The 14945-nt window shown below is 29.3% G+C and carries 21 protein-coding genes; 5 read left to right on the forward strand and 16 right to left on the reverse strand.

The features are described 5' to 3' along the window. Window positions 1–9: 9 nt before the first annotated feature. The 13 genes from atpA to L8V85_RS04300 all read right to left on the reverse strand — a co-directional run bounded on the left by atpA (window position 10) and on the right by L8V85_RS04300 (window position 9580). On the reverse strand, window positions 10–1515 hold the full coding sequence (gene atpA / locus L8V85_RS04240; protein WP_133319668.1) for a F0F1 ATP synthase subunit alpha: 1506 nt from the start codon (window positions 1513–1515) through the stop codon (window positions 10–12). Window positions 1516–1524: 9 nt separating this feature from the next. Then, window positions 1525–2046 (reverse strand): F0F1 ATP synthase subunit delta, encoded by a 522-nt coding sequence (locus L8V85_RS04245; RefSeq protein WP_133319669.1) that lies wholly within the window; start codon window positions 2044–2046, stop codon window positions 1525–1527. Then, a complete protein-coding gene (locus L8V85_RS04250; RefSeq protein ID WP_133319670.1) occupies window positions 2046–2558 on the reverse strand; it encodes a F0F1 ATP synthase subunit B in 513 nt (170 codons plus the stop codon). The genes L8V85_RS04245 and L8V85_RS04250 overlap by 1 nt, the downstream gene beginning before the upstream one ends. A 9-nt stretch (window positions 2559–2567) precedes the next feature. Next, window positions 2568–2993, reverse strand: coding sequence for a FoF1 ATP synthase subunit B' (locus L8V85_RS04255; protein WP_133319671.1), 426 nt, complete (start codon window positions 2991–2993; stop codon window positions 2568–2570). Window positions 2994–3056: 63 nt separating this feature from the next. Further along, on the reverse strand, window positions 3057–3908 hold the full coding sequence (locus L8V85_RS04260) for a ParB/RepB/Spo0J family partition protein (RefSeq protein WP_263737522.1): 852 nt from the start codon (window positions 3906–3908) through the stop codon (window positions 3057–3059). 3 nt (window positions 3909–3911) lie between these two features. Continuing rightward, complete coding sequence (locus L8V85_RS04265) at window positions 3912–4694, reverse strand: ParA family protein (protein WP_012660935.1); 783 nt, start codon at window positions 4692–4694, stop codon at window positions 3912–3914. After that, window positions 4691–5326: a biotin--[acetyl-CoA-carboxylase] ligase gene (locus L8V85_RS04270; protein ID WP_263737523.1), complete on the reverse strand. Its 636-nt coding sequence runs from the start codon at window positions 5324–5326 to the stop codon at window positions 4691–4693. Before L8V85_RS04270 ends, L8V85_RS04265 begins: the two co-directional genes overlap by 4 nt. After that, entirely contained in the window at window positions 5307–6218 is a 912-nt protein-coding gene (fmt, locus tag L8V85_RS04275) for a methionyl-tRNA formyltransferase (RefSeq protein ID WP_263737524.1), read from the reverse strand. Before fmt ends, L8V85_RS04270 begins: the two co-directional genes overlap by 20 nt. Continuing rightward, window positions 6215–6682 (reverse strand): DUF6194 family protein, encoded by a 468-nt coding sequence (locus L8V85_RS04280; protein ID WP_133319675.1) that lies wholly within the window; start codon window positions 6680–6682, stop codon window positions 6215–6217. The genes fmt and L8V85_RS04280 overlap by 4 nt, the downstream gene beginning before the upstream one ends. After that, entirely contained in the window at window positions 6682–7725 is a 1044-nt protein-coding gene (gene obgE, locus L8V85_RS04285; RefSeq protein ID WP_133319676.1) for a GTPase ObgE, read from the reverse strand. The genes L8V85_RS04280 and obgE overlap by 1 nt, the downstream gene beginning before the upstream one ends. Before the next feature lie 95 nt (window positions 7726–7820). Continuing rightward, window positions 7821–8075 (reverse strand): 50S ribosomal protein L27, encoded by a 255-nt coding sequence (gene rpmA / locus L8V85_RS04290; protein ID WP_039649045.1) that lies wholly within the window; start codon window positions 8073–8075, stop codon window positions 7821–7823. Between the two features lie 10 nt (window positions 8076–8085). Continuing rightward, complete coding sequence (gene rplU, locus L8V85_RS04295) at window positions 8086–8394, reverse strand: 50S ribosomal protein L21 (protein WP_263659711.1); 309 nt, start codon at window positions 8392–8394, stop codon at window positions 8086–8088. Between the two features lie 151 nt (window positions 8395–8545). Then, on the reverse strand, window positions 8546–9580 hold the full coding sequence (locus tag L8V85_RS04300; RefSeq protein ID WP_133319678.1) for a cytochrome-c peroxidase: 1035 nt from the start codon (window positions 9578–9580) through the stop codon (window positions 8546–8548). Window positions 9581–9778: 198 nt separating this feature from the next. Between L8V85_RS04300 and plsY the strand changes: the two genes are divergently transcribed. The 5 genes from plsY to L8V85_RS04325 all read left to right on the forward strand — a co-directional run bounded on the left by plsY (window position 9779) and on the right by L8V85_RS04325 (window position 13424). Then, complete coding sequence (gene plsY, locus L8V85_RS04305; protein WP_263669751.1) at window positions 9779–10390, forward strand: glycerol-3-phosphate 1-O-acyltransferase PlsY; 612 nt, start codon at window positions 9779–9781, stop codon at window positions 10388–10390. After that, window positions 10375–10692 (forward strand): dihydroneopterin aldolase, encoded by a 318-nt coding sequence (locus L8V85_RS04310; RefSeq protein ID WP_133319680.1) that lies wholly within the window; start codon window positions 10375–10377, stop codon window positions 10690–10692. Before plsY ends, L8V85_RS04310 begins: the two co-directional genes overlap by 16 nt. A gap of 77 nt (window positions 10693–10769) precedes the next feature. Continuing rightward, a complete protein-coding gene (gene hsrA, locus L8V85_RS04315) occupies window positions 10770–11444 on the forward strand; it encodes a homeostatic response regulator transcription factor HsrA (protein ID WP_133319681.1) in 675 nt (224 codons plus the stop codon). Between the two features lie 119 nt (window positions 11445–11563). Further along, the gene (locus L8V85_RS04320) at window positions 11564–11809 is read left to right on the forward strand and encodes a YfhL family 4Fe-4S dicluster ferredoxin (RefSeq protein ID WP_012660922.1); all 246 of its coding nucleotides are present in this window, start codon (window positions 11564–11566) and stop codon (window positions 11807–11809) included. Window positions 11810–11927: 118 nt separating this feature from the next. Next, window positions 11928–13424 (forward strand): Ppx/GppA phosphatase family protein, encoded by a 1497-nt coding sequence (locus L8V85_RS04325; protein WP_263737525.1) that lies wholly within the window; start codon window positions 11928–11930, stop codon window positions 13422–13424. Here L8V85_RS04325 and L8V85_RS04330 read toward each other — a convergent pair. From L8V85_RS04330 to L8V85_RS04340, 3 genes are read right to left on the reverse strand one after another with little or no spacing between them, the layout of a single operon-like run. Beyond that, window positions 13421–14179, reverse strand: coding sequence for a hypothetical protein (locus L8V85_RS04330; RefSeq protein ID WP_263662849.1), 759 nt, complete (start codon window positions 14177–14179; stop codon window positions 13421–13423). The two genes, L8V85_RS04325 and L8V85_RS04330, sit on opposite strands and share 4 nt — an antisense overlap. After that, on the reverse strand, window positions 14176–14472 hold the full coding sequence (fliN, locus tag L8V85_RS04335) for a flagellar motor switch protein FliN (protein ID WP_133319684.1): 297 nt from the start codon (window positions 14470–14472) through the stop codon (window positions 14176–14178). Before fliN ends, L8V85_RS04330 begins: the two co-directional genes overlap by 4 nt. Further along, the gene (locus tag L8V85_RS04340) at window positions 14469–14891 is read right to left on the reverse strand and encodes a chemotaxis protein CheX (RefSeq protein WP_133319685.1); all 423 of its coding nucleotides are present in this window, start codon (window positions 14889–14891) and stop codon (window positions 14469–14471) included. The genes fliN and L8V85_RS04340 overlap by 4 nt, the downstream gene beginning before the upstream one ends. Window positions 14892–14945 lie beyond the last annotated feature (54 nt).

Here is a 14945-nt window from a genome sequence, read left to right on the forward strand (position 1 = left end):
TTAAAAACCTTATATATGGTTTGCTTTAAACTCACTCAACGCTTTAGCTAATTTTTCTTCCAAATCTTTATCTAAAGCTTTTTTAGTTCTAATTTGCTCAAAAATTTCTGGATATTTAGCTTCAATAAATGGATATAAGGCTGCTTCAAATTCTCCTATTTTTGAAACTGCAATATCATCTAAATATCCTTTAGTTCCTGCATAAATCATCACAACTTGATTCTCTGCTGAAAGCGGAGAATATGGAGGCTGCTTTAAAACTTCAACCATTCTTTGTCCGCGTTCAAGTTGCTTTCTACTTGCTTCATCTAAATCACTTGCAAATTGTGCAAAAGCTTGCAATTCTCTATATTGAGCTAAGTCAAGTCTTAAGGTACCTGAAACTTGTTTTGTTGCTTTAATTTGTGCAGCACCACCAACACGAGACACAGATAAACCAACATTAATCGCAGGACGAATACCTGAGTTAAACAAATCTGTCTCTAAGAAAATTTGACCATCGGTAATTGAAATAACATTGGTTGGAATGTAAGCTGAAACATCCCCTGCTTGAGTTTCAATAATAGGTAATGCTGTTAAGCTTCCTGCGCCAAGCTCATCACTTAATTTACTTGCTCTTTCAAGCAATCTTGAATGTAAATAAAATACATCCCCTGGATAAGCTTCGCGACCCGGAGGACGACGCAAAATCAAAGACATTTCACGATAGGCAACAGCATGCTTACTCAAATCATCATAAACAATCAACGCATGTCTTGAGTTATCTCTAAAATACTCACCCATAGTTACACCTGTATATGGAGCAAGATATTGCAATGCAGCAGGATCTGAAGCACCTGCATTTACTACTATACTATAATCCATTGCACCGTATTCTTCAAGCTTTTTAACTACTTGAGCCACTGTGCTTTGTTTTTGACCAATTGCCACATAAATACAAATAACATCTTTACCTTTTTGACTAATAATTGTATCTATTGCAACAGTAGTTTTACCCGTTTGTCTATCACCAATAATTAACTCTCTTTGTCCTCTACCAATTGGAACTAAAGCATCAATAGCTTTAATACCCGTATGTAATGGTTCATGAACACTTTTTCTAGCCATAATACCTTTTGCTTTTTCTTCCACAAAGCGATATTCACTTGTTTCAATCGCTCCTTTAGCATCGATTGGCTCACCTAAAGCATTTACAACACGGCCTATCAATGCATCACCAACTGGAACCTTTAGAAGTTTTTTTAATCTTTTTACAGAACTTCCTTCTTTTAAGCCAAGTCCCTTTCCTAAAATAACAATACCAACACTTGATTCTTCAAGGTTAAGCACCATTCCCTTTTCGCCATTTTCAAATTCAACCATCTCGCCAGCCATAGCATTTTTAAGACCATAAACCTTAGCAACACCATCAGCAACTGAAATAATCTTACCGGTTTCTTCTATTTCAAGATTAAAATCAAATTTTTCAATTCTTTCTTTTATAATAGAACTAATTTCATCTGCTTTAAATTTCATCAAGTCTCCTTAAATTGCTTTTAATATATATTCATTCATTTTAGCTTTTAAGCTTTGCATTGAAAATGAAATTTCATAACCAAGTCCATCTAAGCTAATTTTTACACTGTCATTATCACTTATTTTACTATCTAATCTAATCTTTGCGTTGAATTTAAGACTAAGTTTTTCTTCTAAATTTTTAATTTCTTCTTCACTTAATTTTTCTTTTGAATAAACTTGCCCTAAAAATTCATTTTCTTTTAATGCTTTTTGTTCACTCAATTCTTTAGTAATGCTTGGAATTAACATCTCTCTATTGTTGCCAACAACTAAGCTCATAAAATTTTTAAAAGCATCGCTTGGATTATCTAATAAAGAAAGTATAAAATCTAATTTTTTTTCTTGTTTAAGCTCATAAGCATTTAAAATACTTACAAATTTATCAGAAGCAAAAGCTGAACTAAGTTGTAATAAATTTGAATAAAAATTTTCAAAATCTTTTCTTTCTAATATAGCTTTTGCATAGGTTTTTGCAATTACACTTTCCATCAAGACACCTTTTTCATCATGATATTTAAAATTTCTTTTTGCTGAAGCTGTAAACTTTGATCTTCAAAAATTTCTTCTAAAACCGCTTGCACAACTTCTTTTTCCATTCTTCTTATTTCATATTCTTTATGCTCTTCATAAGTTTTTTCTAAAGCCTTAATCTCCATTTTTGTTTCAGCTTCTATTTTATCTGTAATGATTTCTGCTTCTTTTTTTGCAAGAGCAACTGCATTAATTGCTTCTTGTTTAGCTAAATCTAGTTTTTTCATCATTTCTAATTTATGATTTTTGCTTGCAATAAGTTTTTCTTGTATTTCATTCATCCTAGAGGCAATTTTTGCAATTCTTCCGTGGTAAAAATTTTTTAAAGGTGTTGCTATAAAATAATATAAAATAGCAGCAAACAAAACAAAATTAACTGCTCTTGGGATAATATCATACTCGCCACTTCCATTACCTGCTGCAAAAGCATAAAAAGGAAGCACCGATAATAATGTAATTTTTTTCAACATTTATCTTCCTTAAATTTTACTCAAGCTATCTTTAAAGCTTTGCTTAAATTCTGGCATTTTTAAACGCATCTCTTCTTTTAATTCTTTTTCTTTTTCTCTTAGACTTTTTAGAAAAACATGCATTTGTTCTTCTAATTCTTTTTTCTTTATTGATAATTCTTTTTCTTGTTTTATTTTAGCTTCTTCTACTGCTTTTGCTTTGATTTGATTAATCTCATCTCTTGTTTGTATATGAATTTTTTCCAACTCATTTTCTACATTTGAAACATCATCAGAATTTTTTTTCATTTTTTCTTCGTCATTTTTAATGGTCAAATCTCTAGAATCCATAAATTTAATCAAAGGTTTATAGAGTATAGAATTTAAAATTGCTATCATGAGCAAAAAAATGACACCAGTAGCTATCATGATGGAAAAATGTACATCATTAAACATTAATACTCCTAAATAAATCTAAATAAAACGCGCAATTATACCAAAATATACCTAAAAGCATATTTAATCTAGTATTTTTAAAAATTTTAAAATCTCATTTTCGTCAGAAAAATTAACAATAATTTTTAAATCTTTCACCACTGTCTTAAATCCAAAAGATTCTATTTTTTCTTTTAAATTTAATATAGATTGATTTTGCTTATTTAAATTTGTATTTTTTTCTAAATTATTTGAATTTTTAAAATTTTTAATCAGTTTTTCTGTATCTCTTACATTAAGTTTTTGACCTATGATAGTATCAACTATCATTTTTTCTTCTTCTTTTTCAAGTCCTACTAAAACTTTTGCATGACCTTGTGAAATTTTACCTTCTATAATGAAATTTTGCGTTTGCTTATTTAAATTTAAAAGTCTTAAGGTATTAGCAATTTGTGGTCTTGACTTGTGAATAAGATCTGCTAATTTTTCTTGAGTTATGTCATGAATTTCCAATAATTCTTTATAAGAATGTGCCAATTCTATAGGATTTAAATTTTCCCTTTGGATATTTTCAATCAAAGCAAGCTCGCGTAATTTTATATCATCCACATTTAAAACTACGGCTTTAATCTGTTCTTTTTCTAAAAGCTTACATGCTCTAAATCTTCTCTCGCCAGCTATTATAATATAATCAAATTCATCTTTTTTAAAAACTACAATAGGCTGAATTAAACCATATTCTTTAATAGACCCCGCAAGCTCTTCTAAAGCTTGTATATCAAAATTTTTCCTTGGCTGATAAGGATTTGGACTAATTAAATCTATATCAATTTCTTCTATTTTGCCTTCTTTTGATCCTAATTCTTTTTCATAAACCTCATCAATATCAGCCAAAATACTACTTAAACCTCTTCCTAATGCACTTTTTTTTGCCATTTTTTATCCTAATATAGAATGTGCTAAATTTTGATATGCTACTGAACCTGGGGATTTTATATCATAAAGTATAATAGGTTTTCCATAACTTGGACTTTCAGCAAGTTTTACATTTCTTGGTATGATGATAAAATCATCTTCATTATCACCTGTCCTAAATAGCTTTTGCTTGAAATTTTGCTTTAAATCCTCCACGGTATCTTTTGAAAGATTATTTTGTGAGCTATACATAGTTGGTAAAAAACCTTTTATTTTTAACTTTGGGTTGATAGTTTTTTTCACAAATTTTATGGTGTTTAAAACCATCGCAACACCCTCAAGCGCATAAAATTCACATTGTATAGGGATAATAACACTATCGCTTGCTGCAAAAGCATTTACCGTAATGCTTCCAAGTGCAGGAGGTGAGTCAATGATAATAAAATCATAATCTTTAGCAATTTCTTTGATTTTTTCTCTTAAAATCGTTCTATATTCTCCGCTTTCTTTTACTACTTCTTGTTCAATTCCAACCAAAGAAATATTTGATGGAGCTAAGTATAATTGTGGAAGTTCAGTTTTTAAAATGATTTCAGAAAGTTTTTTCCTGCCTATAAAAACATGGTAAATATTATACTCATAATTACTTCTATTAAAACCAAGTCCTGTTGTAGCATTAGCTTGTGGATCAATATCTATCAAAAGAACCTTTTTTTCAGCCACTGCTAAAGAAGCCGCTAGATTAATAGCGGTAGTAGTTTTACCTACCCCACCTTTTTGATTTGCAATAGTTATTATCTCACTCATCTTAAACTATATATCCTTTTACTATCTAACAATATAGAACCATCTTTATACAATAAAGCATCTTTTAAAGATAAAATCTTACCTTCATTATGTATAAAAAAATTTCTTGATTTTTCAAATTCTAGCATATACTTGCTAAAAATATTCTTCCATAAAATTTTCTCATCTACATAAGAAAAATACTCATTTAAAAGTTTTGCTATATCTACTTCTATATCTAAAATTTCAGCATTAAATGGAGCATATTTAAGATTAATCCCTATTCCTACAACCAAAAAATCATTGATTTTAGAACTCATCAATCCGCCTATTTTTTTATCTTCTATATAAAAATCATTAGGCCATTTAATCCATACTTTAGAATTTTTTCTTTGCAATACTTCTTTCATTAAAAATGCAAAATATATACTAGCAGAAGCCAAAGGAAGATCTTGTGCTAATTCTTGAGTTTTTATGCAAAAAGATACATGTAAATTTCCTTGCTTACTTTGCCAAGTATTGTCCCTACTACCTATACCAGCACTTTGGATAAAAGTACAAATGGCTGTATTGTTAGTAATTTCTCCACTACGAATTTTATCACTTAAATAAATTTGAGTTGATTCAAGCTCATCAAAATAAACTATCTCCAAGTTTTAACCTTTTTCCATTTAAATAAGTCTTAGCGTCTAAAGCCTTTTTTCCACTTTCTTGTAAATTTTTAATCCTTAAAACACCTTTTTTACATGAAAGCAAAAAGCCTTCCTTTTCTATTTGTAAAATCACGCCTGATTTTTGAGTTTTTTCACTATCGACTAATTCTATATCTAAAAATTTCAAACCATTTTCTAAAAAAATTCCAGGCCAAGGTGTAAAAGCTAAAAATTTTTGATAAATTTCATTTGCATTATTTAAAGCAATCAAGCCATCTTCTTTTTTGATTTTTTTACAATGTGTAACTAAATTTTCATCTTGTTTTTTTGGGATAATTTTTTCAAAATTCAAAAGCGTAGAAACAGTAAGTTTAGCAGCTAAATTTGAAAGCATAATAAACACTTCAGCTGAATTTTTACCTTCTATATCACATTCTATACTTTCTAAAATTGCACCACTATCAAGCCCTTCTTCCATAAGCATAGTGCAAACCCCGCTTATTTTATCCCCATTTAAAATAGCGCTTTGTATAGGTGAAGCACCACGATATTTAGGAAGTAAGGAAGCATGTAAATTGATACAAGGGGCAATATCTAAAATTTCTTTTGGTAAAATCTTCCCATAAGCAGCAACAACTATAAAATCAGGTTTTAGGCTTTTTATTCTATTAGTTATGTTTTCATCTTTTAAACTTTTTGGAGTGAAAATTTCTATATTTAAATTATTTTCTAAAACAAATTTTTTAGTATCACTTGGAGTTAGAATTTGCTTTCTACCCACAGGTTTGTCAGGTTGAGTAAATAAAGCTTGGATATTAAACCCTTTATCAACAAGCTCTTTTAAAATACAAGTTGCATAAGATGGAGTTCCCATAAAAATGATATTTTTCATAATACCACTATCCTTTTTTTATAAGTTTTTATAGCTTTTTGATATGAAAGCTCAAGATAATCTTTAAAAATTTCAAAATTTTTTCTAGAAGGGTTGTTGATGCAAATATATCCCATATAAGCATAAATTGGATGAGGCATGATAAAATCAAGCATAGAAAAATCATAATTTAAACTAACAACCTCACCCTTTAAAGCTTTTTTAGGTTTTTTACCAAAAAGATTTTGGTAATCTTGATCACAAAGAGAGCAACTTAGACGAAATACACCTTCTCTATTTAAATTCGAAGCTTTATCATTTATGCCATCATTTTCTTTAATAGTGCAAAAATAAACTCCGTTTTTTAAAACCTTATCGGGATTATAAAAAAAGCTATGTTCTTTATAAGTAAATTTATATACCAAGCCTTTAAAATTAGACTTGATATATTCTTGAATAAAATCTATAGTTAAATTTTCACTCATCAAAGATTATTTTGACTTCTAATTTTTTTAACTTCTTCTAAAAGCATAAATTTAAGCTCTTTAAGTCCAGTTTTTTCAAGGCTTGAAACCTTGATGAAAAAACTTTGCGGATTATTTTGACTTTGCAAATAAGCTTTTAGCTCATTATAATCATCTTCTATTTTTTGTGCAAATTCTTCGCCTAAATTTACGCTATCACTTTTTGAAAGCATTAAGCCAAAATTTCTTGCATAAAGCTTGCTTGAAAATTTTTCCAATTCTTTTCTTAAAATACAAAATTGCTCTTTTAAGCTCATATCTCTTAATGGATCAAGCACAAAAAGCAAAAAAGAAGTTCTTTCTATGTGTCTTAAAAACTCAAGTCCCAAACCCCTACCATCGCTTGCACCTTCTATAATACCTGGGATATCTGCCATCACAAAAGAATTATAATCATCTACTTCAACCATACCAAGTTTTGGAGTTAAAGTAGTAAATTCATAATTAGCTATTTCAGGTCTTGCATTAGATACTACGCTTATAAGAGTGGATTTTCCTACATTTGGAAAGCCCACAAGTCCAACATCTGCTATGAGTTTTAATTCTAAGCGCACACTTAAGGTTTTTCCTGCCACACCCGGTTGGGCATAATCTGGGCGTTGATTAGTAGAGTTTTTAAAATGAGTATTACCAAGACCACCTTTACCGCCTTTTAAAAATAATTCTTTTTGGCCCTCTACTAACATATCAAGCAAAACTTCCCCACTTTGTGCGTCAATTACTTGAGTGCCTTGAGGAACGATTAATTCTAAACTCTCCCCTCTTTTGCCGTTTTTATTACGACCTAAGCCTGGCTGGCCATTTTGTGCTTTAAGTTCTTTTTTACCTTTAAAGTGCGCTAGCGTATGGGTATTATTATCACATATAAAATATACATCGCCGCCATTTCCACCATCGCCACCATCAGGCCCACCGAGTGGAACATGTTTTTCACGGCGAAAACTCACAGCACCTTTGCCACCATTACCTGAACTTAAAACTAATTTCACATTATCTATAAACATACAATCACCAAAGTATAAATTTTTAAAATGATATTATATTTTTTTTAATATATTAAGATTAAAAAGAAGAAAAAGGCTACAAAGTAGCCTTAAAATTATGCAGGATAAACAGAAACTTTTTTTCTATTTTTATCTTTTCTTTCGAATTTTACGAAACCATCAATTAAAGCAAAAATTGTATGATCTTTTCCTATGCCTACATTATTACCCGCATGAGTTGCTGTTCCTCTTTGGCGGATGATGATGTTGCCAGCGCGAACAAATTCTCCACCAAATTTTTTAACACCTAGACGACGACCTATAGAATCACGATTATTCTGAGTTGAACCTTGACCTTTCTTGTGTGCCATTCTTTACTCCTTAAGCTTTAATATCTACTACTCTAACGCGAGTAAATTGTCTTCTAAAACCGCGTTTTAATTTTGAGTCTTTTCTGCGTCTTTTTTTATAAATCACAACTTTTTTGTCTTTTCCATGAGCAATCACTTCTAAAACAACTTTTGCACCCGCAACAAACGGCGCACCTACCTTTAATTCTTTATCGCATATAGCAAGAACTTCACTTACTTCTATGCTTGATTTTGCTTCAGCTTCAAAACGATCTAGTTTAAGCTCATCACCTTGGCTTACTCTGTATTGTTTTCCACTGTGTTTTATAATAGCATACATACAGCTATCCTTTCTTAAAATATTTTGGTAGCACCATAAAGCATTATGCATAAACATAAATTTAGAAAGCTTTAATGGCTAAAAGCAGTAATTATATCTTGATTTTATATAAAGTAAGCTTAAGACGCAAAAAAGCGTCTTAAGATTTAAATTAAAGCTCTGGTTTTGGAGTTTTTTCAGTTGCTTTTGGAAGTTGAGGGTAAGTAATGCTTGGTTTTTTACCTGTTAGGGCATGTAAGAAAGTTTCTATAGAAGCTGCTTCTTTATCAGAAATTTCTATGCCAAGTTGCACACTGCCCATTTCTTTGATTGCTTCTTGTAAAGACCAAATAGCACCATTGTGAAAATACGGAGCAGTTTCAGCAATATTTCTTAAGGTTGGAGTTTTAACTAAGCCATTTGCATCACCTTTAAAATCACCTACATTTGCAAATTTATATTTAGCTGCTACTTGGAAAGCCTGCATACTACCACCTAAATTTACCCCTGTATGACAAGCTGTACAGCCTTTATCGATGAAAGTTTTCAAACCTTCTTTTTCTTTTTTATTTAATGCTTTTGTATCACCTTCTAAGAATTTATCAAATTTAGATGGAGTTAAAAGTGTTCTTTCAAATGTAGCAATAGCATCTGCAATATTATCAAAAGTTACTCCACTGCTACCATAAACTTTTTTAAATTCTTTTACATATTCTGGCATAGAAGCTATTTTTTCTACTGCTAATTTAGCAGGAGTTGCCATTTCAGGTTCTGCTTCAATTGGTCCTTTTGCTTGATCTGCTAAAGTTCCTGCTCTACCATCCCAAAATTGAGTTGAATTTAAAACTGAGTTATAAACTGTTGGCGAATTTAAATGATGAGGATTAGCTGTCCATTTATGTCCTACAGCAGCCGCTATACCATCAGTACCACCCATACCTAAATTATGACAGGTATTACAAGAAATCAAACCACTTTTAGAAAGTCTTGGCTCAAAATACAGCTTTTTACCAAGGTTAGCTTTCTCTTTAGAGAATTTACTAGCTTTAATACCCATTTCTTTTAATAGTTTTTCAACACCTGTCTGATCTTTTGGTAAAGGTGCCAAACCTGCAGCTTTTGCTTCATCAAGCAAAGCTTTATCGTTAGCAAAAGCAGTTGATGCAACTAATAATGATGATGCAACTAATAATGAAATTTTTTTCATTATCTACTCCTAAATAAGATAAAATAAAGCCTATTTAAAATAAACTTATTGAAAATATATCTATAATTTTCTTTAAATAATATAAAAAATTTATATTTAACAATAAAAATTATTATAGGAGAAAATATCTCTTAAATATTTATTTCAGGGTTTTTTGCTATTATTACAGAGTTTTACAAAAATCTTAAGGAAAAGTAAATGGAAAATTTAATAATCTATCTTTTAGCTTATCTCATAGGCGCTATACCATTTGGGCTTTTACTAGCTCAAATCTTTGCTAAAACAAACATTAAAAATATGGGCAGTAAAAGTATAGGCGCTACAAATGTTTTAAGGGTAGTAAAAGAAAGCGATCCTAAACTAGCTAAAATACTTGCTATTGCAACCGCTATTTTAGATGCATTAAAAGGAATCATACCTATATTAGTGGCAAAATTTATGGGCTATGATGAAAATATCTTATGGACTATGGCTGTTTTAGCAGTATTTGGGCACTGCTTTTCTCCTTATTTAAAATTTGAAGGTGGCAAAGGAGTGGCTACAGGGGCTGGGGTTTTAGCAGTATTTTTACCTTTTGAAATAATATCTGCGGTTTTAGCTTGGTTTATCATAGGAAAGGTATTTAAAATTTCAAGCTTAGCTTCATTAGGAGCTTTAATTGTTTTAATAGCTACTTCATTTATTTTTCATTATAACATGCCTGTGATCAACACCCATGCACCAATTTTTGTTATTGCATTTATAGTAATTTATAAACATATACCAAATATTTTAAGGCTTATTGGAAAACAAGAATGCAAAGTCATATAAAAGTCAGTTTAGAATTTAAATGTATTATAGGGCTTTTGGATTTTGAAAGAATTCAAGAACAAAAAGTTATTATAGAACTAGAAGCTAAAAGTAAAAAATTTTTAGATTATGCAAAACTTTGTATTAGAATAGAAAAAATTTATAAAAAGAAAAAATTTAAAACTATAGAAAAATCTTTAAAATACATATGCAAGGATATTAAAAAACATAATAAAAAGCTTAAATTTATAAATATCACTTGTTACAAACCTGATATTATCAAAAATGCATGCGTTGGAGCTAGTCTGAGTAAAAAATATTAAAATTTTTTTAAAGAATTTTGAACATTTGCTTAATTTGTGTTATACTTTTGCACTAAAACTATCTTCAAAGGAATAAAATGCGTATTTTAGTTGTAGAAGATGAAGCATCACTTAATAAAACTCTATCAAATACCTTAAATGAGTTTGGCTATCAAAGTGATACTTCAGAAAATTTTAAAGACGCTGAGTATTTTATAGGTATTAGACACTATGATTTAGTATTATCAAATTGGACTATTGGCAATAATGATGCAAGTGATTTAATTAATGCCATTAAGCAAAAATCTCCAAGAACCGCTATAGTTACAATATGCGCAAAAGCAGATAAAGAAAATGAAATCAAAGCTTTGAAAGCTGGAGCAGATGATTATATAAAAAAACCTTTAGATTTTGAAATTTTAATGGCGAGAATTGAAGCTAGACTTAGATTTGGCGGAACAAATGTGATCAAAATCGATGATTTAGTGATTGATCCTGATGAAGAAAAAATCACTTATCAAGGAAAAGATATAGAATTAAAAGGAAAACCTTTTGAAGTTTTAACTCATTTAGCTAGACATTCAGATCAGATTGTGTCAAAAGAACAACTTTTAGATGCTATTTGGGAAGAACCTGAACTTGTAACTCCAAATGTTATAGAGGTTGCAATCAATCAAATAAGACAAAAAATGGATAAACCGCTTAACATCTCTACCATAGAAACCGTGCGTCGTAGAGGGTATCGTTTTTGTTTTCCTAAAAAAACTAACTAAAATTTTAGAATGATTTAATCATTCTAAAAAGTAGATTTTGTTTTTTCTTTCATTTTAAATTACCTATAAGTTTTTATATAGTATAAGTTTGCTTTATTACTTATAAAAAGGAAAAAAATATGTCACTTTTAATCACTAGAGAATGCATATCTTGTGATGCATGCAGGGAAGAATGTCCCGATGAAGCAATCTATGATAATGATCCAATTTATGTCATAGATCCTGATCTTTGTACTGAATGTGTGAATGAATTTTCAGAACCGGCTTGTATAGTAGCTTGTCCAGTAGATTGTATCATACCTGATCCTGATAATGTAGAAAGCATTGATGAGCTTCGTTTAAAACATAAAAATAAAGATATTTAATGGCTAAAAAAACAGCAGTAATTGACCTTGGCTCTAATTCCGTTCGTATGGTAGTTTTTGAAAAAACCTCAAGATATGGTTTTTTCATTCGTTTAAAACATAAAAATAAAGATATTTAATGGCTAAAAAAACAGCAGTAATTGACCTTGGCTCTAATTCCGTTCGTATGGTAGTTTTTGAAAAAACCTCAAGATATGGTTTTTTCATTTGTAGTGAGCACAAAAAGAAAGTAAGACTTGGAGAAAATGCTTACAATAATAATAAAATTCTTCAAGAAGAAGCCATGCTTAATGCCGAAAAAGCTTTAACTTATTTTAAGGAAAAAGCTTTAAAAGAAAAATGTAGAAAAATTATTGCTGTTGGAACTTCTGCATTAAGAGATGCGCCCAATGCTAAAGATTTCATAGCTAGAATAGCAAAAAATGTAGGTTTAAATATAAAATGTATTAATGGAAAAACGGAGTCATTTTTAGGTGGGCTTGCTGCGCTAAATTTACTATCAGATATTCAAAATGCCACCACTATAGATATAGGTGGAGGATCGACTGAGCTTTGTTTAATCAAAGAAGGTAAGATTGTAGATTGTATTTCACTTGATCTTGGCACAGTAAGATTAAAAGAAATTTTTTACGATACAAAAAAATTTAATGCACTAGACCAATTTATACAAGAAGCACTAAAACAAGTTCCAAAGCATTTTCAAAATGAAAATATCATTGCCATAGGTGGAAGTTTAAGGGCATTGTCAAATTCTATAATGAAAAAAAACTCTTACCCGTTAAAAATGATTCATAATTTTAGTTATAGTTTTGAAAAAGAAAAAAATCACATAGAAAAAATTCAAAATGCTAAAAATTTAAATGATTTTAACATAAAAAAAGATCGTTTTGATACTATAAAAGAAGGATGTGTGATATTTTTAGCACTAGCAAAAAATTTAAAAGCTAAAAATATCATCACCTCTGCAGTGGGTGTTAGAGAAGGTGTATTTTTATCTAATCTTTTTCAAAAATATACTAAAATAAAAAATGAAACAACGAATTTTTCAAAATTTAATGCCAAATTTCCTCCGAATTTCAATCCAAGCTTAAAATCTATACAAGATCGTTTTAGTATAGATTATAATGATAAAAGTGCTTATTTTGCAAATAAATTATTTGATGCCCTTTTACCTATCCATAAAATTAATCTTGCTTTTAAAAAAGATCTTATAAATGCTGCAAAATTATCGCATATAGGCGAGAGAATTAATTTTTATTTTGCTAATGAACATAGTGCTTATATAGCTCTAAATAGCCTGCATTTTGGTTTTTCACATAAAGAAATTTTATTAATTTCTACTATTTTAAAAGCCAATGGAAAAAAAATCAATTCATTTGCGATAGAAAATATAAAAGATTTACTACCAAATAATCACATATTAGCTTGGCTTAATTTTATTTTAGCTTTATCAAAAAAACTTGCAAAAGACACTGATGAGAATCTTGATTTCACGCTAAAAAATCATACTTTGTATATATACTCGACTAAAAAACAAATTTATTTTTCAAAAGAAGAAATCAAAAAAATTTCAAAGCCAAAACTTATCATTTTAGCTTTTAATCAGCAAAATTAATTATTTTGTTTTAAAAGTAAATTTTGCAATCTTTGTTTATTTTCTTCAAAATAAGAGTCAAAATCTTTTTCTTTTGGCTTTTGAGGTGCTTTGTTTTGTTCTTCATTTTTTATCAAAGCTTCATTTGTTTCTAATAGCACATTAGAATTTCCTATAATCATAGTATAACGCTTTAAACCATATTCAAAAACTACAAGTTGATTGTGTCTATCAAGTGGTCTTTGAAAGATTAAATTAAAATTCCTATCTAAAGGGTGTTTTTGTCTTAGATATATTTTTAAAAACCAAAGTCCAACAAGCAAAAGTATCAAAACGCTTACAACTAAAATATAATTTGTAAAATCATATTCTTGCATTTTTATTTCCTCGTTTTTTTCCTCTAAGCTTTTTTTAGTACTTAAATTTACACCTTCTTTTTGAGCACGCAATCTTAAACCATATTCACCAATCGCATCAGCGGTAATTTGTATTTTATCGCCTACACTTAAAGCTATAAAAGTTTTTTTATCTTCTGAAAAAATTTTAATTTTTTTTATAATATCAGAATTTAACGCTCTATCTTCCTCTTTTGCACTTTTAGCATTTAAAGTAAAAATAATAATACCATCTTTTTTCTTTTGACTAATACCTTCTTTATAAGGAACATCAAATGAAAAAGTAATATCCACCCTATCTTCTCTTGGATAAATATTGTAATCAAGAATTTTTGCCCCAAAAAGAGGTAAAGCAAGTAGTAAAATCCAAATAAATTTCATTGCAATTCTTTTTTGAAATACTGCAATACTGATTTAGAATCTAAAATTTCATTAATCCTTATAGCAAGGTTTTTCTCATACACCATTACCTCACCTTTTCCAAAAATTCTTCTATTTAAATAAAGTTCCACGCTTTCACCCGCTGGCTTTTCAAGGTCTATCACAGAACCAACTTCTAGCTTTAAAAGCTCTCTTACGCTCATATTAGTAGTACCAAGCTCACTAACAAAATCAACGCTAATATCTAAAATATCTTCATAAGATTGCAACAATCCTAAATGATCTTCTATCATAATTTTTTATAACCTATTCTAAAACGAGCATTTTTCATTTCATAAGTAAATTTTTCTTTGAGTTTGATTTTTGAAAATCCATCAATACGTCCTAAATATTCAGGAACACCCAAGCGATATTCATCTTTGCCATTAGTGTCATTAAGTAATTTTTTGGCATAACCTATAATTTGATTAGCTACTTCTTTTACTAAATCTGCTAGATCATCTTCTTTTAACTCTTCATGCAATAAAAATTGCGCAATCTCATTAAGAGCCTTTTTTTGAAAAAACAGATAAAAACTATATTCTTCATCTTTAAAATACAAAGGTATAGAAGCCCCATAAAGCTCGCCTCTAATCACGCTTGTTGGTGTAATTTTAAGTTTTAAAATGTGTTCACAAAAGTGATAAATCGAATATTCTAGTGTTTTAGTCATAGTTTTTTCCTTAGATAACTTTATAATAAATTTATTTTACTAAATAAACCTTTA

Origin of the sequence: Campylobacter sp. IFREMER_LSEM_CL2090 (assembly GCF_025771865.1) — a bacterium.
In the GTDB taxonomy this organism is placed as follows: domain Bacteria; phylum Campylobacterota; class Campylobacteria; order Campylobacterales; family Campylobacteraceae; genus Campylobacter_D; species Campylobacter_D lari_D.

Excerpts from the sequence above, each read along its gene's own strand:
- L8V85_RS04340 (WP_133319685.1), bottom strand. The coding sequence starts at position 14,891 with ATGACTAAAACACTAGAATATTCGATTTATCACTTTTGTGAACACATT.
- L8V85_RS04325 (WP_263737525.1), top strand. The coding sequence starts at position 11,928 with ATGGCTAAAAAAACAGCAGTAATTGACCTTGGCTCTAATTCCGTTCGT.
- obgE (WP_133319676.1), bottom strand. The coding sequence starts at position 7,725 with ATGTTTATAGATAATGTGAAATTAGTTTTAAGTTCAGGTAATGGTGGC.
- L8V85_RS04300 (WP_133319678.1), bottom strand. The coding sequence starts at position 9,580 with ATGAAAAAAATTTCATTATTAGTTGCATCATCATTATTAGTTGCATCA.
- fliN (WP_133319684.1), bottom strand. The coding sequence starts at position 14,472 with ATGATAGAAGATCATTTAGGATTGTTGCAATCTTATGAAGATATTTTA.
- L8V85_RS04330 (WP_263662849.1), bottom strand. The coding sequence starts at position 14,179 with ATGAAATTTATTTGGATTTTACTACTTGCTTTACCTCTTTTTGGGGCA.
- L8V85_RS04245 (WP_133319669.1), bottom strand. The coding sequence starts at position 2,046 with ATGGAAAGTGTAATTGCAAAAACCTATGCAAAAGCTATATTAGAAAGA.
- L8V85_RS04260 (WP_263737522.1), bottom strand. The coding sequence starts at position 3,908 with ATGGCAAAAAAAAGTGCATTAGGAAGAGGTTTAAGTAGTATTTTGGCT.
- atpA (WP_133319668.1), bottom strand. The coding sequence starts at position 1,515 with ATGAAATTTAAAGCAGATGAAATTAGTTCTATTATAAAAGAAAGAATT.
- rpmA (WP_039649045.1), bottom strand. The coding sequence starts at position 8,075 with ATGGCACACAAGAAAGGTCAAGGTTCAACTCAGAATAATCGTGATTCT.
- hsrA (WP_133319681.1), top strand. The coding sequence starts at position 10,770 with ATGCGTATTTTAGTTGTAGAAGATGAAGCATCACTTAATAAAACTCTA.
- L8V85_RS04250 (WP_133319670.1), bottom strand. The coding sequence starts at position 2,558 with ATGTTGAAAAAAATTACATTATTATCGGTGCTTCCTTTTTATGCTTTT.
- rplU (WP_263659711.1), bottom strand. The coding sequence starts at position 8,394 with ATGTATGCTATTATAAAACACAGTGGAAAACAATACAGAGTAAGCCAA.
- L8V85_RS04310 (WP_133319680.1), top strand. The coding sequence starts at position 10,375 with ATGCAAAGTCATATAAAAGTCAGTTTAGAATTTAAATGTATTATAGGG.
- fmt (WP_263737524.1), bottom strand. The coding sequence starts at position 6,218 with ATGAAAAATATCATTTTTATGGGAACTCCATCTTATGCAACTTGTATT.
- L8V85_RS04320 (WP_012660922.1), top strand. The coding sequence starts at position 11,564 with ATGTCACTTTTAATCACTAGAGAATGCATATCTTGTGATGCATGCAGG.
- L8V85_RS04255 (WP_133319671.1), bottom strand. The coding sequence starts at position 2,993 with ATGTTTAATGATGTACATTTTTCCATCATGATAGCTACTGGTGTCATT.
- L8V85_RS04280 (WP_133319675.1), bottom strand. The coding sequence starts at position 6,682 with ATGAGTGAAAATTTAACTATAGATTTTATTCAAGAATATATCAAGTCT.
- L8V85_RS04265 (WP_012660935.1), bottom strand. The coding sequence starts at position 4,694 with ATGAGTGAGATAATAACTATTGCAAATCAAAAAGGTGGGGTAGGTAAA.
- plsY (WP_263669751.1), top strand. The coding sequence starts at position 9,779 with ATGGAAAATTTAATAATCTATCTTTTAGCTTATCTCATAGGCGCTATA.